Here is a 23,364-nt window from a genome sequence, read left to right on the forward strand (position 1 = left end):
GCAGTGGGGTCAGAAACGGAAGACCGACTGAATCAAACCGCCAAAAATGCCGAAGGTCGATGCGCCGTCCTGGTCCTGATCACCGCTGAGGTTGGCGGTGTAATGACCCAATGGACGCGACATCCAGAACACCGATGGCGTGATCTGAATGTTGTCGGTGACCTGGAAGGAGGCGTAAAGCTCCACCAGATAGTTGGCATCGTTGGCGGTGTATCCACCAGCGAGCTCCGTCGCAAAGTTGGGCATGCCGAAGCTGACGCCGAGGTCGTTGCCGACATCAAACACGTCGTCCCATTTGAGGCCAACGAACCAGGATTGGCTGGCCACAGGGGAGTACTTGAAGAATCCCTTACCGGTGATGGCACTGCGGGCGTAGCCCACAGACACTGAGGGAACCCAGCCGGTCTCCTGGGGCACCCAATAACCATTCAAAGCGAAGTTGTGGCTGTTGCGCTCACTGCGCTCGGCGATGTAGTCGCCCTGATAGAGATCTTCTTCCGTCCAATTCCAGACGTCACGCCAACATTCATTGTTGAATGAATCATCCATCATGAAATTGGTGCCACGGCGCTGCCCCGTACCGCACTGGCCGTAGCGGTAAGCGAAGGCGACGCCGTATTCCTCTCCACCCCAGCCGGTCTGGATGAGGAAATTTCCGCGGGAGTTATTCGTGAACAGGCCACCGAGCACTGGATCACCGTCACCACCATCCTCAGCCACGTAGTTCATCGAGAGTGAGAAGGCCGGGTCACCCTTGTTTTCGGTCTTCTCCTTGTAAATCACTCCGAACAGCGCACCCGTGGCTTTGTTGTAAACGTTGGAAGCACCGGCCAGTCCGGTCCAATCGAGGATACGAGCACCGCCCCGGTTGTAGGCCGAGGGCCACATTCCCAGACTCTCGGTGTTTCTCGCCATCGGACCAACGATGAAGGTGAGCGAGTGATCAATCAATTCGTCATTCTTGAGAGGGAAGCGGTAATACAAACGACCCAAGCCAAGAATATCGTCCGTACAAGGTGCTGTACTGAGCTTCGTCAAAGCCACACCATCGCCAGCAAAGGCGTTATCGCAGAAGTTACCCGCCGTGAAACTTGCATAAAGAAGATCTTTCCCTGTGAAAGACGTCTTCAGGTTCAGCTTCTGTTCATAGTTAAAGGTGGCAGCGCCGTACTGACTGTTGTAAGCGCGGGTTCCTCCCCCTGAGCCATCTTTTTTCCAGGCTTTATGGTCCCGGAATTTACGGGAACGAATGTCTTTGTAGTGCTTCTCAAGCTTGGTCCCTTTGATGATCTCGGTACCGCTTTTGCCGTCTTTTTCCTTCAATGAACCATCGCGGTTATGAACAGCCCGCCAGGCCTTGCGGGTCTTCTGCCATGAGCGGCTGTTCTGCGTCGAGCCGAGGGGCGACTCACGACCATCAATTTCGACAATCTGGTGCTTCTGGTCGTAATCCCAGTAGTACTTGGAACCATCATTGGTGCCATAGGCCTTGGTGGAGCCCATGGTGAAGGTGCTCTTGCCCTTCAATTTGGTGGTGGTGGAGAACTGGCTGGCTTCCAGGGAGCCAACTCGATCCTCCAGCAGCATGATGCTGCCGGCCACAAAGTTGAGTTCGGATTCGAATTCCTTCAGCAGCTGCTCCACCTCTTCGGTCATCTCCGTGACGCGATCAAGGCAGGATGCCAACAGCGCCGCCGCTTCATAACGGGTGATCGGGATGTAGCCGCGGAAGCTGCCGTTGGGGTAGCCAGCCACACATCCATAGGTTTTTACCAACCTCACCAGGGCCTGATAGGCCCAGTCCGTGGGGTATACATCATTGAACTGATTAACACTGGTGACCTGCTGGAGCAGTTGCTTGGCTTGTTCAAGATCGAGGGTCGCAGAGTAATCCGAAACCGAGTCAATGTTGAGGTCGGCAGCTTGTGCCGAAAGGGGAGCAATCAAAAACGTCAGTGCTGCTGGAGCGACCAAAAGGTGCTGGAGCAGTTTCATACCAATCCCCTCAACTTCCTGCAGGAAGCATTTCAACAACAAACTGAAGGTACCGGACGTGGGGTGTGGTGCTAGTCCATTAACCCACCGTTAAACACAATAAAAAAGCCCCCCTGATAGGGGGGCTGATCTGTGTGAGGAACAAGTCTGAAAACCCGACCGAAGTCGGGCCGTTGAATCAGAACTTGAAGACGGTCTGAACGACGCCACCCCACTGAGACGCATCATCCACACCCTGAGACTGCTCAGGAAGGTAGAAGACTGCAGGAATGACTGAGATTTTGTCAGCCACCTTCAGCTTGAGGGAAGCTTCGATAGCAAGTTCAGGGGAATCAGGGTCATCGCCCTTTTGAGAGACAACGTACTGGGGGGCACCGAATCCGACAGCAAGCTTATGGCTTGTCTTTGCCAGCTTGTCCCACTGGAAACCAACCATCCAGCTAGCAAGTTCTTCAACGTCAGAACCCTCAAGGGAGGAGAATCCATAACCAGCGCTGATTGAAGGAATCAGACCAGTCTCAGAAGGCTTCCAGAAACCGTTGAGAGCAAAGTTATTGGAGTAGACATCGGTGCCCTTAGCGCAACTTTGCTCCTTAAAGAAGCCAGTTCCAAAACCTGCTTTGCACTGACCGTAGCGATAGCCGAAGGCAACACCCCACTTTTTAGATCCGTAGCCAATCTGGGCAGTCGTATTAGCACGTGAGTTGGAGCCGAACATGCCACCCGCGGTGGGATCGCTGTTCTCTGCTTCTCCAGCATCGGCGACATAGTTCACGGCAACAGTGAACTTAGGGTCCCCTTTAGCTACCTTCTGCTTCCAGATCAAGCCAACCAAACCGCCGGTTTCTTTGTTGTAGACACCAGGTGTGCCCCAGTGACCACCAAACATGTTGAGGGTCTTCACTTTGTAAGCCGAGGGCTTCATACCCAAGCTTTCAGTATTCCGAGCCAGAGGGCCTACAATCGCGGTCAGGCCTTTTGCAACAGGGAAGCGATAGTAGAGACGATCAACTTCCATGACGTTTCCAGACATTCCGGAAACATCCAGCTTGCGCAATCCACCGGAGAAAGCAGACCCATCCTTCATGTTGCCACCGCGCAGGCGGGTGAAGAGAAGATCCTTACCAGTGAAAGAAGTCTTCAGACCAAGACGCAAGTCATAAGAGAAACTCAAGGCGTCATAGGCAGATTTGTCTGCGTCAGCCTCAGAATTAATGGCACCTGTAACGAAGGTAGCCTTACCTTTCAGCTTGGTGGTGGTGGAGAACTGAGTGGCTTCCAGTTCGCCAACGCGAGCTTCCAGACCGTCCACGCGGCCGCGGATCACAGCCAGCTCGGTTTCGAATTCTTTGATCAGACGACGCAGCTGATCGGTCACCTCGGTGATGCGGTCGAGGCAAGCGTTCAGCAGGGCAGCCGCTTCATAGCGGGTCATGGCCCGGTTGCCACTGAAGGTGCCGTTGGGGTAACCGGCGACGCAGCCGTAACGCTCGATCAGGTTGGCGAGTGCCTGGTAGGCCCAGTCAGTCGGGTAGACGTCGGAGAACTGGGTGATGCTGGTGACCTGCTCTTCGGATGCCGAGTAGTCGGACACACCGTTGATGTTCAGGTCTGCGGCGTTGGCGCCGGAGGCCAGGAGGCCTAGGGCGGCAGGCGCTACCAGCAGTTGCTGGAAGAGTTTCATGAGATTCCTCACACCAAAATTGAGGGAAGTGGACAGAGAGTCCTACAGGAAAATACTGGTGAAGGAAAAGTCTGCACAGGAGGCCGCACTGTTATGTGTCCATTACTACGCCTTAACCAGTTTAAGCTTAGGTTAAATAACTAGGTTGAAGGTTGTTAGCCAAAGACAACCCAGCTCACAAAAGGTGGGTTGAGGAAGAAAGCACAAGTAGAGATTCTTCGTTGCTAATTAGAAAATGAAGTTGGACTTCACATAAGCACCGTCAACATAATGTTGAGATCCGCAGCTTGTGCTATTTGAGACCAATCAAAAATGTCAGGGCTGCCGGTGCGACCAAAAGGTCCTGGAGAAGTTTCATACTCATCCCCTCAAATTCCTGCAGGAAGCATTACAACAACAAACTGAAGGCACCGAACTTGGGGAGTTGTGCTAGACCCCATTAACCCATTACTAAACACAATAAAAAAGCCCCCCTGACGGGGGGCTGATCTGTGTGAGGAACAAGTCTGAAAACCCGACCGAAGTCGGGTTATGAATCAGAACTTGAAGACGGTCTGAACTACACCGCCGAACACACCAACGGACTTGTCGTCGGGAGTCTCGAATCCGTAAGGACGAGAAAGCCAGTAAATCGCAGGGGTTACAGCAATTTTGTTGGTGACCTGGAACTTGTACCAGAGCTCCATGGCATAGTTGCCATCGGCAACAAAATCACTTTCGCCTTTGCGATCAACCTTAGTCACGAACCGTGGCTGACCAATAGCAGCTCCAAGGGCGTTCTTCTTCTGGAAAACATCATTCCAAGTAAGACCCACCATCCAAGAGGCCATCTCACGGATTTCGGTCGCATCCTCCCAGTCATCGTTGCCATTGCTGTAGGAAGCACCAACACCCGCACTAATGGAAGGAATCATGCCTGATTCCTCAGGGCGCCAGAAGGCATGGAGTGACCAGTTGTGGCTATCGGCATCAGAACGAACTTCTTTGCCGTCTTTATTTTCAACGGTGCAAGAAGTGTCGCCCTTACCAGCGAACTCTGTACCAGTACGGAATTTAGCTCCGCACTGTCCGTAGCGATAACCAGCGGCAAGGCCCCATCTCTTGGTTCCGTAGGCAATCTGGCTGGTAATGTTCGCTTCGGAGTTATCGGTCATGAAGCCACCCGAATTGGGGTTGCTATCTTCACCCTCTCCGGAGTCAGCAATGTAGTTAGCGGCAAGAGTCCAGTAAGGATTGCCCTTTCCTGCGCTCTTCTTGTTGGTGTAGATCAGACCGAAGCCGCTGCCAGTTTCCTTGTTCCAAACGCCGGGGGTTCCCAGAGAACCACCGAAGAAGTCGAGAACCTTCTGGCCACCCTTAGCATAAGCACTGGCCTTGTAGCCCATCATTTCGGTGTTGCGGGTCAGAGCACCGATCTGAGCCTTAAATCCGCTGCCCAGGGGGAATCGATAGTACAAACGATCAATCTCAACAGCGTTGCCGCCAGGAGCACCAGTGTCAAGCTTGTTCAAGCCAACACCGTTGCCATCCCAAACCGAGGCATCGCCCTGGTTGCCGACACGTAGGCGAGTGAAGAGCAAATCCTTACCAGTGAAGGACGTCTTCAGACCCAGGCGCAGGTCATAACTGAAGGTGAAAGCGCCGTACTCAGCGTTGTAGTCATCCTTCATATTGCCAGGGTTATCACCAAGAGCTTTGGTGGCACCCATGACGAAATTCGCCTTGCCTTTCAGCTTGGTGGTGGTGGAGAACTGAGTGGCTTCCAGTTCGCCAACGCGAGCTTCCAGACCGTCCACGCGGCCGCGGATCACAGCCAGCTCGGTTTCGAATTCTTTGATCAGACGACGCAGCTGATCGGTCACCTCGGTGATGCGGTCGAGGCAAGCGTTCAGCAGGGCAGCCGCTTCATAGCGGGTCATGGCCCGGTTGCCACTGAAGGTGCCGTTGGGGTAACCGGCGACGCAGCCGTAACGCTCGATCAGGTTGGCGAGTGCCTGGTAGGCCCAGTCAGTCGGGTAGACATCGGAGAACTGGGTGATGCTGGTGACCTGCTCTTCGGATGCCGAGTAGTCGGACACACCGTTGATGTTCAGGTCTGCGGCGTTGGCGCCGGAGGCCAGGAGGCCTAGGGCGGCAGGCGCTACCAGCAGTTGCTGGAAGAGTTTCATGAGATTCCTCACACCAAAATTGAGGGAAGTGGACAGAGAGTCCTACAGAAAAATACTGGTGAAGCAAAAGCGATCACAAGGGTCCGCACAATTTTGTGTCTATTACTACACTTTAAACAATTTAAGGCAAGTTTAAAGGCCAAAGTGGCAGTTAAAGGCAAAAAAAACCCACCTCATAAGAGGTGGGTCGGAAAAGAAAGAACTAGTGGAGGTTCTTCGTTGGCGATCAGAAGGTAAATGTGGTCTTCACGTAAGCACCTTGGACGTAATCACTTGAAAGATCGCCGGAATACTCATCAATGATGAAGTAAGTCGGCGTGACGGTGATGTTGTCGGTAACGGCAAACTTATAGAAGATTTCCCACATCATGTTGTAGTCGTCTTCGATTTTAGGAGCCTGACCGATGGCTGTGCCGAATGAGTTACCTTCAATGCCAACATCAGACCACTCAAAACCGGCGTACCAGCTGGTGATCTCTTCGTCTGAATCTTCAGGGTTAGACAATGAGTAACCACCACTCACAGAAGGAATGATACCTGAATCTGCAGGTGCCCATGCTGCAGCAATGCTGAAGCCATGACGGCTGTCACCAGCTTCAGCAGCTGCCTTGTTGGTGCCGATGGTCAGGCCAACATTTTGCGCGTAGGCATAACCAACTTGAGCCAAGAAGCTACCTTCAGCGACTTCACCTTCATAGAAAAGCTGCCAAGAAGATGTCGAACCGGTTTCATCACGGCCAATGCCCGTACTGCTTCCATCCCATGCGACGTAGTTGCCGCTGAGTTTGAAACCAGAGTCTCCAAGCGTATAAATACCACCCAAGCCGGCGCCGGTGCTAGCCAGGTTGTTGGTTGCCCAGGCACCGCCATAGGTGAAGAAGTCCAGCAGCAGGTCGGAGGGGTAGAAGGTTGCATAGCCGGCGTACATACCAGGGTCATCCGTCCTCACCACAGGACCAGCTGTCACCGTCAGGTTCTCACCAACAGGGAAGGTGTAGAACAAGCGACCGATTTTGACGGTGTTACCGGAGGACATGGCGGTCTCAACAAAGGTGAGACCTTCATCCCAGACGGAGGGACCGAAGTTACCGGAACGCAGAACGGTCGTCAGCATGTCCTTACCCGTGAAGGACGTCTTCAGAGCAAGACGAAGGTCGTAGTTGAAGGTGAGTGCCTCACCCTCATCATCGTCGAAACCTTCAGCAGCACCAAAGACCCAAGCGGAGTAACCCTTCAGCTTGGTGGTGGTGGAGAACTTGGTCGCTTCAAGTTTGCCGACGCGAGCCTCGAGACCGTCGACTTTGCCGGCGATCATTGCGAGTTCTTTCTCGAACTCAGAAATAAGACTCTTGAGTTGATCGGTCACCTCGGTGACGCGATCGAGGCAGGCATTCAGCAGGGCAGCCGCTTCATAGCGGGTCATGGCCCGGCCACCACGGAAGGTGCCGGTGGGGTAGCCGGCCACACAGCCGTACTGCTCCACCAGGTTGCTCAGAGCCTGGTAAGCCCAGTCGGTGGGATAAACGTCAGAAAACTGGGTGACGCTGGTGACCTGATCCTTCTTGGAAGAAGAGGAGTACTCAGCAACACCATTGATGTTGAGCTCGGCGGCATTGGCACCGGAGGCCAGAAGGCCAAGGGCGGCTGGAGCCACCAGCAATTGCTGGAAAAGCTTCATGGGGGGTCCTCACACAGAAAATGGGCGCAACAACGCCACTTAGACCTCATAAGGCTTTACTAAGCTTTAACCAAGCAATCCTGTGCCAGCTCCCTTAATGACTGGTAACAGGTGTCACAGAACACGCCTGAAAGCGTTCACTACGGACATGAAATTGATTCGTGCGGGCCTCCACCCACAGTGGGGCAGCCCCTTGTGCGCTCCATGTCCCCTCGGGTCCTGCGCGTCGCCGTTCTCTTCGCAGCCGTCCTGCTGACGCTGCAGGCCTGGCGGTCCTGGGTGCTCCTGGCCAGTTACGACCAGGGAATCTTTCAGCAAGTGCTCTGGAACTCTCTCCAGGGTCATCCGTTTGAAAGCACCCTCTCCTCGCAGCTCTCCACCAATGTGATTCACGCCGGGGAGCTGCCCTCGGTCGACTACGAGCGGCTTGGTCAGCATTTCACCCCCACTCTCCTGCTCTGGACACCCCTTTTGGGGCTGATCGGAGGTGCCGCCCTGCCGCTGGTGCAGGTGGGACTGATCACGGCGGCTGGCCTCACATTGCATCGACTGGCATTGGGTCTGCTGCCGGAACGCACTGCCAACTGGCTCACCTACGGCTTCTTTGCAGGTAATGCCCTGATCGGCCCCACGCTCGGGAACTACACCGACCTCTGCCAGCTGCCCCTGGCCGTGTTTGTCCTGATGCTCGGCCTGGTGGAGCGTCGCCGCTGGTGGATCACTGGAGCAGCCCTCTGGATCCCTTTGATCCGCGAGGACACCGGTGTGCTGCTGGTGGCCATCGGTCTGTGGCTGCTGCTGCGGCAACGACAGCTCTGGCCATTGGCCATGGCCTTGATCGCCTGGGGTGGTGGCTGGGTGCTGATCTGCACCAACCTGCTGATGCCGCTGTTCTCCGACGACAACGCCAAGCGGTTCATGGTGGAGAACTTCGGCCAGTACCTGGGGGACGAGAACAGCAGCTCAAGCCTCGGAATGGTGGGACACGCCCTGCGTCAGCCTCTGCTGCTGCTTCAGCAGTTGGTGGATCCACCGGGTCAAACCCTGCTGTATCTGCTCGGCCATGGCCTGCCCTTTCTGTTCGTCCCTCTGATCAGCCTCGACACCTGGCTGCTGGCGGGGCCCAGTCTGCTCGGGCTGTTTCTGGCCCAGGGGGCCAACGACCCCCTCTCGATCACTATCCGCTACACGCTGCTGGTGGTACCCGGATTCGCCCTTGGCGCTCTGTTCTGGTGGCAGCGTCGGCCAAAACCCAACCCTGGAGCGCGAACCCGCCTGGCCTGGGGCGCTGCCCTCAGCCTGTCTCTGCTGCTGACAGTCAGCAGCAACCCACACCGCAGCCTGTCCTTCCTGATCCCTGACAGCATTGATCCCTGGGTGAACAGCCCCCCGTGGCGTCAGTGGCATCATGGCGCTGCCGCTCGCCAGGCCCTGGCCGTCATCCCGGCCGATGGCAGCGTGGCCGCCAACACACCCCTGGTGCCGCTGCTAGCCAGACGCGCCGTGCTCGTGCGCTTCCCATTCGCCACGGGCTTTCTGGATCGATCCGGATCACCGCAGCAGGTCGACTGGATCGCCGTGGATCTCGAGCAGCTCGAGCAATACGGGGTTGCTTTCAGAGGCGACTGGAAGCAGCTGCGCAACGCTCGCCGCTGGCTGGCTGCCCACCGCGACAGCCATCGGGTGCAGGCCATCAACAGTGGTGTGGTGGTGCTGCAGCGCAATGGCGTTCAGCATCCCGACCTTGAAGCCGCCCTCGATCGGCAGCTGGATCGACCACTCCCTGCCGACCCCCGCCGGCGCTCCTGATCAGAACGATGCCCCCGATCGTAAGACCGACCGGGGGCTCTCGCCGAGTCCGTTTTTGCCGCGGAACCGGATGATCAGTTAGAGCGCGCCGTTCAGCCGGCGTTCTCCGCGATCAGCAGACCCTGCATGAAAGAACTGGATTGCATGGACACCTCCTCCTGAAAGGGTTAGTGAGCGCCGGTGATGCATTCGGTGGTGTCCAGGACCCGAAGGTCCGAAGATGCCACCACACCACTGCGGTCGGGACCCTTGAACCCTAACGGAGGTGTCAAAACTTTGGCGACATCGCTGGAACGGCAGCGCTGGCTGATGCCACTGCTGCTGTGGTTGCTCACGCTGGTGCTCTGGCTGCCGGGCCTGGGGAACCTGCCGCTGCGCGACTGGGACGAAGGTCGCGTGGCCACCGTGGCCCGCTCCAGCACCAGCCTGCTGCCAATGAAGTGGCAACAGCCATACCTCAACAAACCCCCGGGTCTTCACGCCCCGATGGGCCGGCTGATCCGTGCCCAGGGAGAGGATGAAACCCTGGTGCGCTTGCTGCCGGCGCTGCTCTCCACCCTGGCGGTCCCGCTGATTGTGCTGTTGCGGCGGGATCTGGGGGGCCCTGAACGGCAGCGGCGAGCCCTGCTGGCCGGCGTGGTGTTGATGACCCTTCTGCCCATGGCCCGTCACGGCCGGCTCGCGATGCTGGACGGCACCCTCGTGAGTTGCAGCCTGCTGCTGTGGTGGGGCTGGCTTCGCGCCCGTCAGCACCCCCTCAGAGCACTGATCGCCGGGCTCGCTGGTAGTGGCGTGCTGCTGCTCAAACCACCGGCCCTGCTGGGATTGGCGCTCATCGCCCTCGTCGTTGGCGGCAGCAGCAGCTGGCCGCGCTGGCGCGGCTGGATCGCCCTCGGTCTGGGACTGCTGCCTGGGCTGAGCTGGCATCTCTGGCACTGGAGTGTGCGCGGCGACGCTGCGCTGCTGATGTGGGGCGGCCAGGGACTGGCGCGTCTCACCAGCAGCGTCGGCGATGGCCATGGCTGGTGGACCCCATGGGTGGAGGTGCTGGAGGGAGGCTGGCCCTGGCTGCTGCTGCTACCCATCGGCCTTCACTGGGCCTGGCGGCACCGTCATCACACCGCAGGACGCTGGGAGCTGGGCCTGCTGATCGGCAGTGCCGCCCTAGTGCTGCCGCTCCGCACCCAGTTGCCCTGGTACAGCCACCTGCTCTGGCCGCCCCTGGCCCTGCTCTGCGCGGAAGGGCTGGATCAACTGCTGGCCGCCGGCACCCCCCGATGGGTGGGACGGTGCTGGCAGGGTCTTGGCCTGGCCTTGAGCTTGGCGGGACTAACCACGCTGATCATCCCGGCGCCACAACTGCCCGGCGTCAGCCTGCTACTGGCGGGGTTCGGGCTGCTGATGGGAGGCCAGGCCATCAGACATCCCCAACCCCGACGCCGCAGGCAGGGACTGGCGATCCTCGTGATCGGCTGGGGCCTGGCGCTGCTGGCCCTCTGGCACAGCCGCCTGTGGTTGTGGGAACTGAATGAAAGCTGGGATCCACGGCCTGTGGCCGCCCAGGTGCGGGCCCTGCCTGCCGATGCACCCGTCTGGCTGAAGGGGCCCACCCGGCCATCCCTCGGCTGGTATGCGGGTCGAAACCTGATGCAATACCGCAAGAGTGAACCCCCGCAGGGGCCCCACTGGTTGGTGAGCAACAAGCCGATGCCGGGCTGCCTGCCGAGCCAGGACCCGACCAGCGGTGCGTGGCAGCTCTGGCGATGCGAATGAAACCACCCCGTCTGCTCTGGGGCCTGGCCATCGCCCTCGGGCTGCTCGGCTGGGGCTGCAGCGCCCTTCGCCATGGGCTGCTGCAAAGCAATGCCTATGACCTTGGATTGTTCGATCAGTGGGTCTGGCTGATCAGTCAGGGGCTGCCACCCATCTCCTCGATGGAGCACGTTCATGTGCTGGCGGATCACGGCGCCTGGCTGCTCTATGGCGCGGGTGCGCTCTACAAACTGCTGCCGTCGGTGCAGTGGCTGCTGGCGGGGCAGGCCCTGGCCCTGAGCCTCACCGCCATCCCGATCTGGTTGCTGGCCCAGCAGGCCGGGATCTCCAGCAAAGGCCGATGGCTGGCCTGCGGGCTGTGGTGGCTGCAGCCCGTGGTCTTCAACGTTGTCCTGTTCGATGTCCACCCGGAGACCTGGGTGATGCCAGCCCTCGCCCTGGCGTTCTGGGCCGAACGGGCGGACCGCCCTCGCCTCTGGTTGGTTCTGCTGCTGCTGCTGCTCGGAGCCCGGGATGGGCTGGTGCTGGTGATCGGGGGGATGGGGCTCGACCTGGCATGGCGCCGGCGCTGGCGCTGGAGTGCCGCTGCTGCCGGCCTGGCGACGGGCTGGTTGCTGCTGCTCAGCCGCTGGCTCTATCCCTGGCTGCGGGATGGCGAAGGGCCCAAGGCCGCTGCTCGCATGTTCAGTCACCTCAGTGGCGGGCCGATGCAGATCCTGCAGAACCTCGACTGGAGCGGAGGTCTTCAGTACCTGCTGCTGCTCTGCCTGCCCTGCCTCTGGCTCTGGCGACGGCAATCGCTGCCGACGCTGCTGATCGGGCTGCCCCTGGTGCTGGTGAATCTGCTTTCAGCGTCTGCCAGCTACCGCACCCTGGTGCATCACTACAGCCTTCCTCTTGCGGTGGTGGCCGTCATCGCCGCCATCGACGGTGGACTGGCGGCGGGCCGACTCCGCCGCGGACCAGCCCTGCCCCTGGTGTGGGCCACAGCCTGCTGGCTGGCCCTGGCCAAACCCTGGTTCTTCACAGGGCCCTACCTGCAACGTCTGCCCAGCCTCAAAACCACCCAGGCAGCGATCGCCATGGTGCAACCGGATGACGCGGTGCTCAGCACGAGCTATCTGGTGCCGCAGCTCAGCCAGCGTCAGCGGATCGCGTTTCCCAAAGCCTCGTTCAACCGTGCACTGAGCGAGCAAAGCTGGACGGTGCTGTTGCTCAACCCCAAGGATCCTGGCTGGGGCTCCAGCAGCAAGGTGCAGCGGCGGCTGATCGATCAGGCTGAAACGAATGGTTGGAGCTGCCGGGACTGGCCCTCGGGCCTGACCCTCTGCAGGTCACCTGACCCTGAGCACACGGAACAATTCCATGGCCTCGCATCAGACCCCAGCCCCCCGTCCGGCTGAGTCAGCTCAGCGGCGCGTGCTTCTGGCCGCCGCCCTGTTCCTGCTGATCGGCTGCGCGTTGCAGTGGTGGCGAATGCAATCCCTCACCGCCTCCATGGACCAGGGCATCCTCATGCAGGTGCTCTGGAACGGCCTGCGGGGGCACCCCTTCGAGAGCACGCTGTCGTCGCAGCTGTCCACCAACGTCATTCACAGCGGTGAGCTGCCTGCCCTCGGGTACCACCGTCTCGGGCAACACTTCACCCCGATCCTGGCGTTATGGATTCCCCTGGTGGGGCTGCTGGGGAAATGGGCTCTGCCCATGCTGCAGGTGGTGCTGATCACCGCTGCGGGACTGGTGCTGCACAGGCTTGCGCAACGGGAGCTCAAGCCAGAGCTGGCGGCCATGGTCACCATCGCCTTCTACGGCGCCAACGCAGTGATCGCGCCCTGCATGCTCAGCAACTTCACTGATCTCAGTCAGCTGCCGTTGTGTGTGTTTCTGCTGCTGCTGGGGCTGGAACGCCAGCAGCGCTGGCTCACCGCAGCAGCCGCTCTGGCCATTCCACTGATCCGGGAGGACACCGGCGTTGTGCTGATGGGAGTGGGGATCTGGCTGGGCCTGCGCCGGAAAGGGCGTTGGCCGATGGCCGTGACGCTGATCCTGTTCGGTGGCGGATGGGTGGCCCTGTCCACCAACGTTCTGATGCCGCTGTTCAGCGCAGACAACGCTCAGCGGTTCATGGTGGAAAACTTCGGTCAGTACCTCGAAGGCCGCGACCAGGCCAGCAGCCTCGAGGTGCTCGGACTGGTGCTGCGCCAGCCCCTGGTTCTGCTGCGCGAACTGGTATCGCCACCGGGCAACACCATCACGTATCTCCTCGCCCAGGGCATACCGTTGATCCTGGTGCCCTTCATTTCGATCGACAGCTGGCTGTTGATGGGTCTCCCCCTGCTGGGGTTGCTGCTGGCCCAGGGCTTCAACAATCCACTGTCCATCAGCATCCGATACACCTACCTGGTGGTGCCTGGCCTGTTTGCAGGAGCCGTGCTCTGGTGGCGAAACCATCAGAACCTGTTCGAATCTCGCCGTCTGCGACGGATCTGGGCTGGGGCCATTGCCCTGTCCTGTTTCTTCACCGTGACGGCCAACCCCAATCAGAGTCTGTCCTGGATGATTCCAGACAGCATCCAACCTTGGATCTACAGAGATCCCGTTGCCCAGCTCCGCCATGGCCAGAGAGCCCTTGATCTGATCAAGACCATTCCGGATCGCAGCACAGTCGCAGCCACCACAGGCCTGATCCCCCACCTGGCCAATCGCGAAGTTCTGATCCGCTTTCCGTACCACGATCGTTATCAGAACCAGGACGGCCAACCCTTTCCAGTGGATTGGGTTGTGGCCGATCTCCACAACCAGCGCCTGTTCCAGACATTCCGCAAACAGCGCCGAGGCCTGAAACGCAATCGCCGCAAGCTCGACGACCTCATCCGACAGGGGTATGGCGTTAAGGCATTTGACGATGGCGTTGTGCTGTTGCAACGGAAGGGTCAAACCGATGCAGCCGCACAAAAGAAATTCAGAGCGTTTTCTGAATCATTGAATGTCTGAGTGGGTCAATCCAATAAAAAAGCCCCCCCGGGACGGGGAGGCTTTGAAAAAACAATTTGAACTTCGAAATCAGAGGGCGTTGCCGCGGGGCAGAACCTCTTCAGGGAAGACGAAGTTTTCGTGCGGCTGGTCAGCCGGTGCCATCCAGGCACGCAGTCCTTCATTAAGAAGGATGTTCTTGGTGTAGAAGGTCTCGAATTCGGGATCTTCTGCAGCGCGGATTTCCTGTGACACGAAGTCATAGGCGCGCAGGTTGAGGGCCAGGCCGATGATGCCGATGGAGCTGGTCCACAGGCCCATCACAGGAACGAACAGCATGAAGAAGTGCAGCCAGCGCTTGTTGGAGAAGGCGATACCGAAGATCTGACTCCAGAAGCGGTTGGCGGTGACCATGGAATAGGTCTCTTCTTCCTGCGTGGGCTCGAACGCCTTGAAGGTGTTGGCCTGCTCGCCGTCCTCAAACAGGGTGTTTTCCACGGTGGCGCCGTGAATGGCGCAGAGGAGTGCACCGCCGAGGATGCCGGCGACGCCCATCATGTGGAAGGGGTTCAGGGTCCAGTTATGGAAGCCCTGGAGGAAGAGAAGGAAGCGGAAGATCGCAGCCACACCGAAGGAGGGCGCGAAGAACCAGCTGCTCTGGCCGAGGGGGTACATCAGAAAGACACTGACGAACACCGCGATCGGACCGGAGAAGGCGATGGCGTTGTAAGGGCGGATGCCGACCAGACGGGCGATTTCGAACTGACGCAGCATGAAGCCGATCAGCGCGAAGGCGCCGTGCAGGGCCACGAAGGCCCAGAGGCCGCCGAGCTGACACCAGCGAACGAAGTCACCCTGGGCTTCAGGGCCCCAGAGCAGCAGGAGGCTGTGACCCATCGCATCAGCGGGGGTGGACACAGCGGCGGTGAGGAAGTTGCAACCTTCCAGGTACGAGGAGGCGATGCCGTGGGTGTACCAGGAGGTGACAAAGGTGGTGCCTGTGAGCCAGCCACCGATGGCCAGATAGGCCGTGGGGAAGAGAAGAATGCCGGACCAGCCGACAAAAACGAAGCGGTCGCGCTTGAGCCAGTCATCGAGGATGTCAAACCATCCCCGCTGAGGCGCGCGTCCTACAGCGATCGTCATGAGAAAGGCGCTTCATGAAGCGTTACACCACGAGCTTAGGTGGTGTTTTCCGTCCTGGAGCAAGAAATCCGAACCAGAGCGAAACGATGGGTAGAAATGCTCAGGCCTGAACAGTCAGGGGCGCTGCCGAGCCGCGAGAATATCCATAGTGTGAACCAAAAGCCGTGTACGTCATCGAACTGGCCCTGCGCATGAGCCCCGTCCCGGTGTCGGTGCAACGCAAGGAGGCCGAGGCCGCTGAAACCCTGTACCAGCAGATCCGGCAAGCCCTGGAAAGCGGTCAACCGCGCCTGCTGGAACTCACCTGCGAGAAAGTGGAAGGCAAGAAGGTCACCCTGCTGATCAGTGAGGTTCTCGCCGTTCAGCTTTATGAGAAGACTGCTGCAACGGGTGGCAGCAAGCGCCCCGGCTTCTCCTTTGACTCCTGAGACCGCGACCGCAGAACTTCGGGTCACAAGACTGAGTCATCGCTGGGCCAACGGCCAGACGGTTCTCGACGATTGCAATCTCGTCATCCCCGGTCCAGGCCTGTGGATGCTGGTCGGGAGCAATGGCAGCGGCAAGAGCACCCTGTTCCGCCTGATCGCAGGCCTGATCGAACCGCAATCCGGATCGATCAGCACAAGTCATCGATCCGCCCTGGTGTTCCAGAACCCGGATCATCAACTGCTGCTGCCGAGCTGCAGCAGCGACCTGATCCTTGGAATGGATCCGGATATCGGCAGCAGCGAACGCCGCGAACGCGTCCGCCGGCGACTGGAGGACCTCGGCCTGGCAGGTCTGGAGCACCGACCGATCCATGCCCTCAGTGGCGGACAGAAACAGCGGCTGGCCATTGCCGGAGCCCTGGCCAGCGAGGCGAGCCTGCTCCTGCTGGATGAGCCCACAGCCCTGCTCGATCCGGACTCTCAGACCAGCGTGCTCGCTGCCGTACGCGAGCTCTGCGGGAGATCCGAGGCTCCCCTCACGGCTCTGTGGATCACCCACAGATTGGAAGAGCTGGCCTGTGCCGACGGCGCTGCGCATATGAGCGACGGCAAAGTTGGCCCATGGATGTCAGGAACAGATCTGCAACGACGCTTGCAGCACGGGAGCTCTGACAGGTAAGTTCTTCGGGAGCCATTCCTCGGTAGCTCAGCGGTAGAGCGGTCGACTGTTAATCGATTGGTCGCAGGTTCGAATCCCGCCCGGGGAGCTAGAAAGCCACAGCGTTTGCTGTGGCTTTTTTATTGACAAAAAAGGAATTTTCATGACAGGGGATTGCCTGAAGCGGAAGACTTCCTGAACAGCCGCCTCACCGCAACCGACGCATAAAAGCCAAGATCGATGGCAGCGCAATGGGTTTCAGGGGTTATCCCGAATTTCCTCCCGCAACGCAGAATCTGCAGTCACTCGAAAAGCTTGAGAGAATCCGTTCAGCGTCGATCACGAAGACCAGCGCTCCGTTTTCTTTTCTTGTTCCGCCACCAGATCGATGAAGCCTTGCATCCTGCTGATCGAAGACGACCAGGACATGCGCGACCTGGTGAGTGGCCACCTGGAACACAGCGGCTTTGACGTTCAGCGTGCCGACGACGGCATCAAAGGTCAGGCCCTCGCGCTTCAGTACACGCCGGATCTGATCCTGCTGGATCTGATGCTTCCCAAGGTGGATGGGCTGACCCTGTGCCAGCGCCTGCGTCGTGACGACCGCACCGCCGGCATTCCGATCCTGATGCTGACGGCCCTCGGCGGCACCAAGGACAAGGTCAGCGGCTTCAACTCAGGCGCCGACGACTACCTCACCAAGCCATTTGACCTGGAGGAGCTCCAGGCACGGGTCAAGGCACTCCTGCGCCGCAGCGATCGTGCTCCCGTTGGATCAAGCAATCACAACGAAATCCTCAGTTACGGCCCCCTCACCCTGGTGCCCGAACGGTTTGAAGCCATCTGGTTTGACAATCCAGTGCGCCTGACCCATCTGGAATTCGAACTGCTCCATTGCCTCTTGCAACGCCACGGGCAGACCGTCGCCCCATCCCTGATCCTCAAAGAGGTCTGGGGATACGAGCCGGACGATGACATCGAAACGATTCGGGTTCACGTGCGTCATCTGCGCACGAAACTCGAACCCGATCCGCGCAAGCCACGCTTCATCAAGACTGTCTATGGAGCCGGGTACTGCCTGGAGCTGCCCATCGGTGGAGAGTTGGACGACCTTCAGGATGTGATCGCCATCGCCCGCAACGACCGCAACCAAGAGAGCGAACGGGCCAGCGCCTGAGCTCAGTCCCGGCTGGTCAGCTCCAGCAACGCAACTTCCCAGGCCAGGCGCGGCTGCACGAACGACAGCAACTGACGCCGCAGCGTTTCCAACCGCTGCAGGGGACGTTCGCCGGCCCCACGGGACCAGAGTTGCTGTTGCCACCAGTTGATCAGCCACAGCTGCTGCTCACCATCGAGGGCCTCGCACAGATCCCTCGCCAGAGCCAGGGCCTCCATCGGCTTGTCTGGCATCGAGGCCAGGCGCCCCGTGAGCTCCTCGGGCAATCCGGCGCGCTGACGCCGATGCTCCAACAGGGCACCCGGAGAGCCAGCGGCCATGGCCAGCAGTTCGGGCGGATCCTGCTCCAGCGCTCCACAGCCCTGCAGCACCCGGTTCAGATCGTCCTGGCCCAGCCGCAGGAAACGAATCAGCTGACAGCGGGAACGGATGGTGCTCAGCAAGCGCTCCGGTGCCGCCGAAAGCAGAATCAACAACCCATGGCCGGGTTCCTCCAGGGTCTTCAACAGCGCATTGGCCGCGGCCTCGGGCATGGCTTCGACCGACTCGATCACCACCATGCCCCGCGCTGCCTCCACCGGTTGTCGTGCCAGGAAGCGGCTGATCGAACGCACCTGCTCCAGACGCAGCTGAGGTGGCGTACGGCGGCTGATGCCCGCCTCCTCGGCTTCCTCCCGCGTGAGCAGACGCCCCTGATGCTGAAACGTCGGCTCGACCCAGAGCAGATCTGGATGGTTGCGTGCCTCCAGCCGCCGGCGCTGCCGCTGCGAGGGTTGCCCCGCCCCGAGCACGCCTTCCAGAAACCGCAAGGCGGCAAACCGCCGACCGACACCGTCAGGCCCGGCAAACAGATAAGCCGGTGCCAGCTGCTGCCGGTCCAGGCCGGCCGTCAGCAGATCCACTGCCAGAGGCTGACCGATCAGGTCGTCGAACAGGGCCGTCATCCCAGCCGGTCCATCAGTTCCTTCTCCAAGGCACGACTCACCGCCTCCGGCGGACGATCGGCGGCAATGGCCGACCATCCGCGCTGCTCAGCAATGACCGCAAAGCCGTCGATCACACGCTGCAAAAACTCCTGACCCTCCGCTTCGATGCGGTCGGCCTGAGCACCCTGGCGCCGCCGCAAGCTCTCCTCCAGCGGCAGGGTCAGCCAGAGGGTGAGATCCGGCTGCAGACCAGCGGTGGCGATCATCTCCAGCTGATCGATGAGCTGGCGATCAAGGCCCCGTCCATGGCCCTGATAGGCCAGGGTCGAGCCGGAGAAACGATCGCTGATCACCCAATCGCCCCGGTCCAGGGCTGGACGAATCAGCCGCTCGACATGCTGGGCTCGATCCGCTGCGTAGAGCAACAGTTCCGCCGTTGGCGCCGGAGCCTGCTCCGCTCTGGTGTGCAGCAGGAGCTCGCGCACCGAGCGCCCCAGCGGCGTCCCCCCCGGTTCCCGGGTGCTCACCAGGGCAGCGCCATCGGGCATCAGGCCACTGCCCGGCAGCCATTGCAGCAGATGGTCGAGCTGCGTGGATTTGCCGCAGCCATCAACCCCGTCGAGAACGATGAAGCGACCGCTCATGCCACCCGCAACAACAGGGCATTAAGCACCACCGTGATCGAACTGATCGCCATCAGCAAGGCGGCCAGAGGCGGAGACAGCAGCACACCCTGGCTCGGCAACAGGGCACCGGCGGCAAGGGGCAGAACGATCAGGTTGTAGCCAAAGGCCCAGAAGAGGTTCTGCCGGACCTTGGCCAGGGTGCGACGGGCCAGGGTCAACGCCTCCGGCAGGTTGTCGAGGCGGTCACCCATCAGCACCATGCCAGCGCTGTCCTGGGCGATCTGGGTGCCGGTGCCGATGGCGATGCCCAGGTCCGCCGCGGCCAGAGCCGGTGCATCGTTGATGCCATCGCCCACCATGGCCACCCTCTCCTGTTGGCGCAGCCGCTCCAGGCGCTGCAGCTTCTGCTCCGGCAGCATCTGCCAGCCAAGATCGACCGCTTCAAAGCCCAGCTGCTGTCCCAACCCCCGCACCGCTGGCTCGCGGTCGCCGCTGAAGATCGCCAGGGCCAGTCCCTGCTGGCGCAACCGGTCCAGGGCGGGCTCCACATCGGCACGGAGCTGGTCCTCGATCTGCACCAGCCCCAGCAACGCGCGTCCATGGGCTACCGCCACCACAGAGCCATCGGCCTGAGCCAGCCAGGTTCTGGCCTCATCGCTGACGGCGACATCGAAGGACTCCAGCCAGTCGGGACGGCCCACCCGGATCGGCTCAGGCCAACCCGCCAGCTCACCGACCAGCCCCTGTCCGGACACGGTGGTGACCTGCGCTGGCTCCAACAGGGTCAACTCCCGACGCTGCGCCTCCTGCAGCAGGGCATGGGCCAGGGGATGCCGACTGCTCTGCTCGAGGCTGGCGGAAAGCTGCAGCACCTGAGACGGATCCTCGCCCCAAACATCGGTCACCAGGGGGCGACCGAGGGTGAGGGTGCCGGTCTTGTCGAACACCACACGATCAAGGCTGGCGGCGGTTTCAATCACATCACCGCCGCGAAACAGCCATCCCCGTTGTGCGGCAAGACCGGTGGCCACCGTGATCACGGTGGGGGTCGCCAAGCCGAGGGCGCAGGGGCAGGCCACCACCAGCACCGCGATCGACAGCTGCAACGCCAGACCAACCGGAGAGGTGGCGCCACTGCCGAGGCCGCCATGGTGCATGGCATGGCTGCTGGACATCGGATGTCCCTGGGGCATGCCTGGCGCTGAGGCCTGCAGCACCTGGGGCCAATGATCGGCACCGAACAACCACCAGAACAGAAAGGTGGCCAGGGCCAGAGCGATCACGCCATAACAGAAGCGTCCGGCCACCCGATCCGCCAGCCCCTGGATCGGAGCCCGTCGCGCCTGGGCCTGCTCCACCAGGCGAATGATGCGAGCCAAGGCCGTTTCCGACCCAACCCGGGTGACCTCCAGCACGAGTGGAGCATCGAGGTTGAGACTGCCGGCGGACAGCTCAAGGCCAGGCTCGGCCTGCCAGGGCAACGGTTCACCGGTGAGGCTGGAGGCATCCACCGCTGAATGCCCCTCCACCACCACACCATCCACAGGCACACGGTCCCCCGCCAGCAGCTGCAGCCGCTCACCGGGGCGCAGTGCTCCGACGCGCACCTCCCGGATGGCGCCATCCGGCAGCACCAGGCGGGCCGTATCGGGTTGCAGCTGGGCCAACTGGTGCAGGGCCTGGCCAGTGCGGAAACGGGCCCGCTCCTCCAGAAAGCGACCCAGCAACACAAAACCCAGCAGCATCACCGGCTCGTTGAAAAAACAGGGCCAGCCCACCTGGGGCCAGATCAGGGCCACAAGGCTCGCCGTGTAGGCGCTACCCACCCCCAGACCCACCAGGGTGTCCATGCTGGGGGCACCCACTCGGGCCGCGGCAAAACCACCCCGAAGAATCGGTCGACCGGGGCCCAGCAGGGCCACCGTGGCCAGAGAGGCATGGAACGGCAGGCTGCCGACCAGCGGCAAGAACAGGTGACCGGCTTCGCTGAGGTGACCGAACACCGACAGCAGCAGCAGCGTGAGGGCCACCATCAGTTGACGCCACTGCTGCCACCAGGTCAGCCCCGCCCCCCCCGCCACCGGCCGTGCCGCCGACGGCTCCAGGGAGCGTTCACGGGCCGGAAACCCGCGGCTGGCCAGGGCACCGAGCACCGCATCCACACTGCCTTGAGGCTCCTCTAAATCCAGCCAGGCCGCCCGGCTCACCAGGTTCACATCGGCCCGGTGCACCCCCGGCTGCTCCAGCAGGGTGCGCTCCACGGCACGCACACAGCCTCCGCATTTCATCCCCTCCACATCGAGGACGACGGTCTGGACCGCTGGACTCACGAGCGCCTGTTCGTTATGGCAACGCTAGGTCGGTTGCTGGCCCCGTCAGGATGGGGGCCTTCCGCCGGAGCGCCGTGCCCCGCAGTAACCGCAACGACAACTTCATCGACAAGAGCTTCACGGTGATGGCGGACCTGATCGTCAAGCTGCTGCCGATCAACGCCCGTTCCAAGGAGGCCTACGTCTATTACCGCGATGGCCTCTCCGCCCAGAACGATGGGGACTACGCCGAAGCGCTGGAGAACTACGACGAGGCGCTGAAACTCGAGGACAACCCCACCGACCGTGGAGAAACCCTCAAGAACATGGCGATCATCTACATGTCCAACGGCGAGGAGCAGCGAGCGATCGAGACGTACCGCAGAGCCCTGGACGAGAACTCCAATCAGCCGTCCTGCCTCAAGAACATGGGGCTGATCTTTGAGAAGTGGGGGCGGATCGCTGAAGAGGACGGCCGCCAGGACGATGCCGATCGCTGGTTCGACCAGGCCGCGGAGGCCTGGACCCAGGCGGTGCGCCTCAACCCCGGCGGCTACCTGGACATCGAGAACTGGTTGAAATCCACTGGGCGCAGCAACGTCGACGTCTACTTCTGATCCGTCACGTCCTCACCGAGGGCGAGCACCAGGGCCTCGGTGACCCCATCGGCCTCCAGCAGGGCGAGATCAAGACCGGCGGCCAGCGACCCGAGCCCGCTGCCGCGGGGCACCACCGCCCGCCGGAATCCGAGCCGAGCCGCCTCCTGCAGGCGCAACTCCAGCTGACCGACCGGTCTGAGCTGCCCCCCCAGGCCCAGCTCGCCGACCAGCACCGTCCCCGGCGGCAGGGTGAGATCGCGAAAACTGGCCACCACCGCAGCGGCCACGCCAAGATCCGCCGCCGGCTCCTCCACCTCCAGCCCACCGGCCACGGCCAGATAGCAGTCGAAGCGGGAGAGGGGTAATCCCATGTGCTTTTCCAGCACCGCCAGAATCTGGTGAAGTCGGTTGGTGCCGATGCCCGTGGCGGTGCGTCGGGGGCTGGCGTAGCTGGTGACATTGACCAGGGCCTGCAGGTCCACCACCAGCGAGCGGGATCCCTCACAGGCCACGATCGTGGCGACACCCGAGGCACGGGTTTCACTCAGGAACAGCTCGCTGGGGTTGCTCACCTCCTCCAGGCCCTGGGCCTGCATCTCGAACAGCCCCAGTTCATGGGTGGCTCCGAAACGGTTTTTCACGGCCCGCAACAGCCGGTGACTGGCAAAGCGGTCCCCTTCGAAGGTGAGCACCGCATCCACCAGGTGCTCCAGAACCTTGGGTCCCGCCAGCATGCCCTCCTTGGTCACATGCCCCACCAGCAGCATTGCCGTGGTCTGGCGTTTGGCCAGACGCTGCAGAGCGGCGGCACACTCCCGCACCTGACCAACGGAACCGGGTGCACTGGGGAGATTGGCGTCATGGAGGGCCTGGATGCTGTCGATGATCGCCACGGCGGGCCGCAGGGCCTCGAGCTCCTCAAGCACCAGGTCCAGATCGGTTTCCGCCAGCAGCTGCAGATCCGATGCCCCTCCGGCGAGCCGCTGCCAACGCAGCTTCACCTGCTGGGCCGATTCCTCTGCGCTGACGTACAGCACGGAGGTGTGAGCCGCCATGGCCGATGCGCTCTGAAGCAGCAGCGTGCTCTTCCCAATGCCCGGGTCACCCCCCACCAGCACCAGGGAACCCGGCACCAGCCCGCCTCCGAGCACCCGATTGAACTCTCCGGATCCGGTCTGCAGTCGTTGAATCGGCTGATCCTCCAGCGAAGCCATCGCCGTGGAGCGTTTCGGCGTCGGCGGTTGCTCCACATCCGGCCCTCGGCGTCGCCGCCGCCCATCGCTGACCGGCTGCGATTGCTCGACGAGGGAATTCCAGCTGCCGCACTCCGGACAACGCCCAAAGAACTGGCGTGACTGGGCTCCACAGACCTGACAGTGGAAAACAACGGTGGATTTGGGCACTGCGAACTGTGA

Annotated in this window: 18 protein-coding genes and 1 tRNA gene; 9 read left to right on the forward strand and 10 right to left on the reverse strand. The window is 61.1% G+C overall.

Annotated elements, in window-relative coordinates; translation table 11 throughout:
* Positions 1–9 precede the first annotated feature (9 nt).
* From SynA1528_RS11580 to SynA1528_RS11595, 4 genes are all read right to left on the reverse strand, one after another.
* Positions 10–1,995 (reverse strand): iron uptake porin, encoded by a 1,986-nt coding sequence (locus tag SynA1528_RS11580; protein ID WP_186586866.1) that lies wholly within the window; start codon positions 1,993–1,995, stop codon positions 10–12.
* A gap of 178 nt (positions 1,996–2,173) precedes the next feature.
* Positions 2,174–3,679, reverse strand: a complete 1,506-nt coding sequence (locus tag SynA1528_RS11585) for an iron uptake porin (RefSeq protein WP_186586867.1) — start codon at positions 3,677–3,679, stop codon at positions 2,174–2,176.
* 536 nt (positions 3,680–4,215) lie between these two features.
* Positions 4,216–5,847: an iron uptake porin gene (locus SynA1528_RS11590; RefSeq protein ID WP_186586868.1), complete on the reverse strand. Its 1,632-nt coding sequence runs from the start codon at positions 5,845–5,847 to the stop codon at positions 4,216–4,218.
* Between the two features lie 226 nt (positions 5,848–6,073).
* Positions 6,074–7,525, reverse strand: coding sequence for an iron uptake porin (locus tag SynA1528_RS11595; RefSeq protein WP_186586869.1), 1,452 nt, complete (start codon positions 7,523–7,525; stop codon positions 6,074–6,076).
* Positions 7,526–7,729: 204 nt separating this feature from the next.
* On the opposite strand from SynA1528_RS11595, the gene SynA1528_RS11600 reads away from it, so the two are divergent.
* Positions 7,730–9,334 carry a DUF2079 domain-containing protein gene (locus tag SynA1528_RS11600; RefSeq protein WP_186586870.1) on the forward strand — a complete coding sequence of 535 codons (1,605 nt, stop codon included), beginning with the start codon at positions 7,730–7,732 and terminating at the stop codon, positions 9,332–9,334.
* 167 nt (positions 9,335–9,501) lie between these two features.
* Here the strand turns inward: SynA1528_RS11600 and SynA1528_RS13300 are convergent, their stop codons facing one another.
* Positions 9,502–9,669 (reverse strand): hypothetical protein, encoded by a 168-nt coding sequence (locus SynA1528_RS13300; protein WP_286187826.1) that lies wholly within the window; start codon positions 9,667–9,669, stop codon positions 9,502–9,504.
* Here SynA1528_RS13300 and SynA1528_RS11605 point away from each other — a divergent pair.
* From SynA1528_RS11605 to SynA1528_RS11615, 3 genes are read left to right on the forward strand one after another with little or no spacing between them, the layout of a single operon-like run.
* Positions 9,644–11,107, forward strand: coding sequence for an ArnT family glycosyltransferase (locus SynA1528_RS11605; RefSeq protein ID WP_286187827.1), 1,464 nt, complete (start codon positions 9,644–9,646; stop codon positions 11,105–11,107). The genes SynA1528_RS13300 and SynA1528_RS11605 overlap by 26 nt on opposite strands.
* Positions 11,104–12,510, forward strand: coding sequence for a DUF2079 domain-containing protein (locus SynA1528_RS11610; RefSeq protein WP_286187828.1), 1,407 nt, complete (start codon positions 11,104–11,106; stop codon positions 12,508–12,510). Before SynA1528_RS11605 ends, SynA1528_RS11610 begins: the two co-directional genes overlap by 4 nt.
* Complete coding sequence (locus tag SynA1528_RS11615) at positions 12,473–14,101, forward strand: DUF2079 domain-containing protein (protein ID WP_186586872.1); 1,629 nt, start codon at positions 12,473–12,475, stop codon at positions 14,099–14,101. Before SynA1528_RS11610 ends, SynA1528_RS11615 begins: the two co-directional genes overlap by 38 nt.
* Before the next feature lie 69 nt (positions 14,102–14,170).
* On the opposite strand, the gene psbD is transcribed toward SynA1528_RS11615, so the two are convergent.
* On the reverse strand, positions 14,171–15,226 hold the full coding sequence (psbD, locus tag SynA1528_RS11620; RefSeq protein ID WP_011127544.1) for a photosystem II D2 protein (photosystem q(a) protein): 1,056 nt from the start codon (positions 15,224–15,226) through the stop codon (positions 14,171–14,173).
* A 164-nt stretch (positions 15,227–15,390) separates the two neighbouring features.
* On the opposite strand from psbD, the gene SynA1528_RS11625 reads away from it, so the two are divergent.
* The 4 genes from SynA1528_RS11625 (at position 15,391) to SynA1528_RS11640 (ending at position 17,489) form a co-directional block, all read left to right on the forward strand.
* Positions 15,391–15,654 (forward strand): UPF0367 protein family, encoded by a 264-nt coding sequence (locus tag SynA1528_RS11625; protein WP_186586873.1) that lies wholly within the window; start codon positions 15,391–15,393, stop codon positions 15,652–15,654.
* Positions 15,596–16,333, forward strand: coding sequence for an ABC transporter ATP-binding protein (locus SynA1528_RS11630; RefSeq protein WP_186586874.1), 738 nt, complete (start codon positions 15,596–15,598; stop codon positions 16,331–16,333). Before SynA1528_RS11625 ends, SynA1528_RS11630 begins: the two co-directional genes overlap by 59 nt.
* 16 nt (positions 16,334–16,349) lie before the next feature.
* Positions 16,350–16,421 (forward strand) — tRNA-Asn (locus SynA1528_RS11635).
* Positions 16,422–16,700: 279 nt separating this feature from the next.
* The gene (locus tag SynA1528_RS11640) at positions 16,701–17,489 is read left to right on the forward strand and encodes a response regulator transcription factor (RefSeq protein WP_186586875.1); all 789 of its coding nucleotides are present in this window, start codon (positions 16,701–16,703) and stop codon (positions 17,487–17,489) included.
* 2 nt (positions 17,490–17,491) lie between these two features.
* On the opposite strand, the gene SynA1528_RS11645 is transcribed toward SynA1528_RS11640, so the two are convergent.
* The 3 genes from SynA1528_RS11645 to SynA1528_RS11655 are packed head-to-tail and all read right to left on the reverse strand — an operon-like array spanning position 17,492 to position 21,371.
* The gene (locus tag SynA1528_RS11645) at positions 17,492–18,433 is read right to left on the reverse strand and encodes a DNA polymerase III subunit delta' (RefSeq protein WP_186586876.1); all 942 of its coding nucleotides are present in this window, start codon (positions 18,431–18,433) and stop codon (positions 17,492–17,494) included.
* Positions 18,430–19,059, reverse strand: a complete 630-nt coding sequence (gene tmk / locus SynA1528_RS11650; protein WP_186586877.1) for a dTMP kinase — start codon at positions 19,057–19,059, stop codon at positions 18,430–18,432. The genes SynA1528_RS11645 and tmk overlap by 4 nt, the downstream gene beginning before the upstream one ends.
* Positions 19,056–21,371, reverse strand: a complete 2,316-nt coding sequence (locus SynA1528_RS11655; protein ID WP_186586878.1) for a heavy metal translocating P-type ATPase — start codon at positions 21,369–21,371, stop codon at positions 19,056–19,058. The genes tmk and SynA1528_RS11655 overlap by 4 nt, the downstream gene beginning before the upstream one ends.
* A 74-nt stretch (positions 21,372–21,445) precedes the next feature.
* On the opposite strand from SynA1528_RS11655, the gene SynA1528_RS11660 reads away from it, so the two are divergent.
* The gene (locus SynA1528_RS11660; RefSeq protein ID WP_186586879.1) at positions 21,446–21,967 is read left to right on the forward strand and encodes a photosystem I assembly protein Ycf3; all 522 of its coding nucleotides are present in this window, start codon (positions 21,446–21,448) and stop codon (positions 21,965–21,967) included.
* Here SynA1528_RS11660 and radA read toward each other — a convergent pair.
* Positions 21,958–23,352 carry a DNA repair protein RadA gene (gene radA, locus SynA1528_RS11665; RefSeq protein WP_186586880.1) on the reverse strand — a complete coding sequence of 465 codons (1,395 nt, stop codon included), beginning with the start codon at positions 23,350–23,352 and terminating at the stop codon, positions 21,958–21,960. The two genes, SynA1528_RS11660 and radA, sit on opposite strands and share 10 nt — an antisense overlap.
* Positions 23,353–23,364: the final 12 nt, after the last annotated feature.

Source organism: Synechococcus sp. A15-28 (assembly GCF_014280175.1).
GTDB lineage: Bacteria > Cyanobacteriota > Cyanobacteriia > PCC-6307 > Cyanobiaceae > Parasynechococcus.

Excerpts from the sequence above, each read along its gene's own strand:
- SynA1528_RS11630 (WP_186586874.1), top strand. The coding sequence starts at position 15,596 with ATGAGAAGACTGCTGCAACGGGTGGCAGCAAGCGCCCCGGCTTCTCCT.
- SynA1528_RS11580 (WP_186586866.1), bottom strand. The coding sequence starts at position 1,995 with ATGAAACTGCTCCAGCACCTTTTGGTCGCTCCAGCAGCACTGACGTTT.
- SynA1528_RS11595 (WP_186586869.1), bottom strand. The coding sequence starts at position 7,525 with ATGAAGCTTTTCCAGCAATTGCTGGTGGCTCCAGCCGCCCTTGGCCTT.
- SynA1528_RS11615 (WP_186586872.1), top strand. The coding sequence starts at position 12,473 with ATGGCCTCGCATCAGACCCCAGCCCCCCGTCCGGCTGAGTCAGCTCAG.
- SynA1528_RS11605 (WP_286187827.1), top strand. The coding sequence starts at position 9,644 with ATGCCACTGCTGCTGTGGTTGCTCACGCTGGTGCTCTGGCTGCCGGGC.
- SynA1528_RS11600 (WP_186586870.1), top strand. The coding sequence starts at position 7,730 with ATGTCCCCTCGGGTCCTGCGCGTCGCCGTTCTCTTCGCAGCCGTCCTG.
- SynA1528_RS11645 (WP_186586876.1), bottom strand. The coding sequence starts at position 18,433 with ATGACGGCCCTGTTCGACGACCTGATCGGTCAGCCTCTGGCAGTGGAT.
- SynA1528_RS11585 (WP_186586867.1), bottom strand. The coding sequence starts at position 3,679 with ATGAAACTCTTCCAGCAACTGCTGGTAGCGCCTGCCGCCCTAGGCCTC.
- SynA1528_RS11590 (WP_186586868.1), bottom strand. The coding sequence starts at position 5,847 with ATGAAACTCTTCCAGCAACTGCTGGTAGCGCCTGCCGCCCTAGGCCTC.
- SynA1528_RS11610 (WP_286187828.1), top strand. The coding sequence starts at position 11,104 with ATGAAACCACCCCGTCTGCTCTGGGGCCTGGCCATCGCCCTCGGGCTG.
- tmk (WP_186586877.1), bottom strand. The coding sequence starts at position 19,059 with ATGAGCGGTCGCTTCATCGTTCTCGACGGGGTTGATGGCTGCGGCAAA.
- psbD (WP_011127544.1), bottom strand. The coding sequence starts at position 15,226 with ATGACGATCGCTGTAGGACGCGCGCCTCAGCGGGGATGGTTTGACATC.
- SynA1528_RS11640 (WP_186586875.1), top strand. The coding sequence starts at position 16,701 with ATGAAGCCTTGCATCCTGCTGATCGAAGACGACCAGGACATGCGCGAC.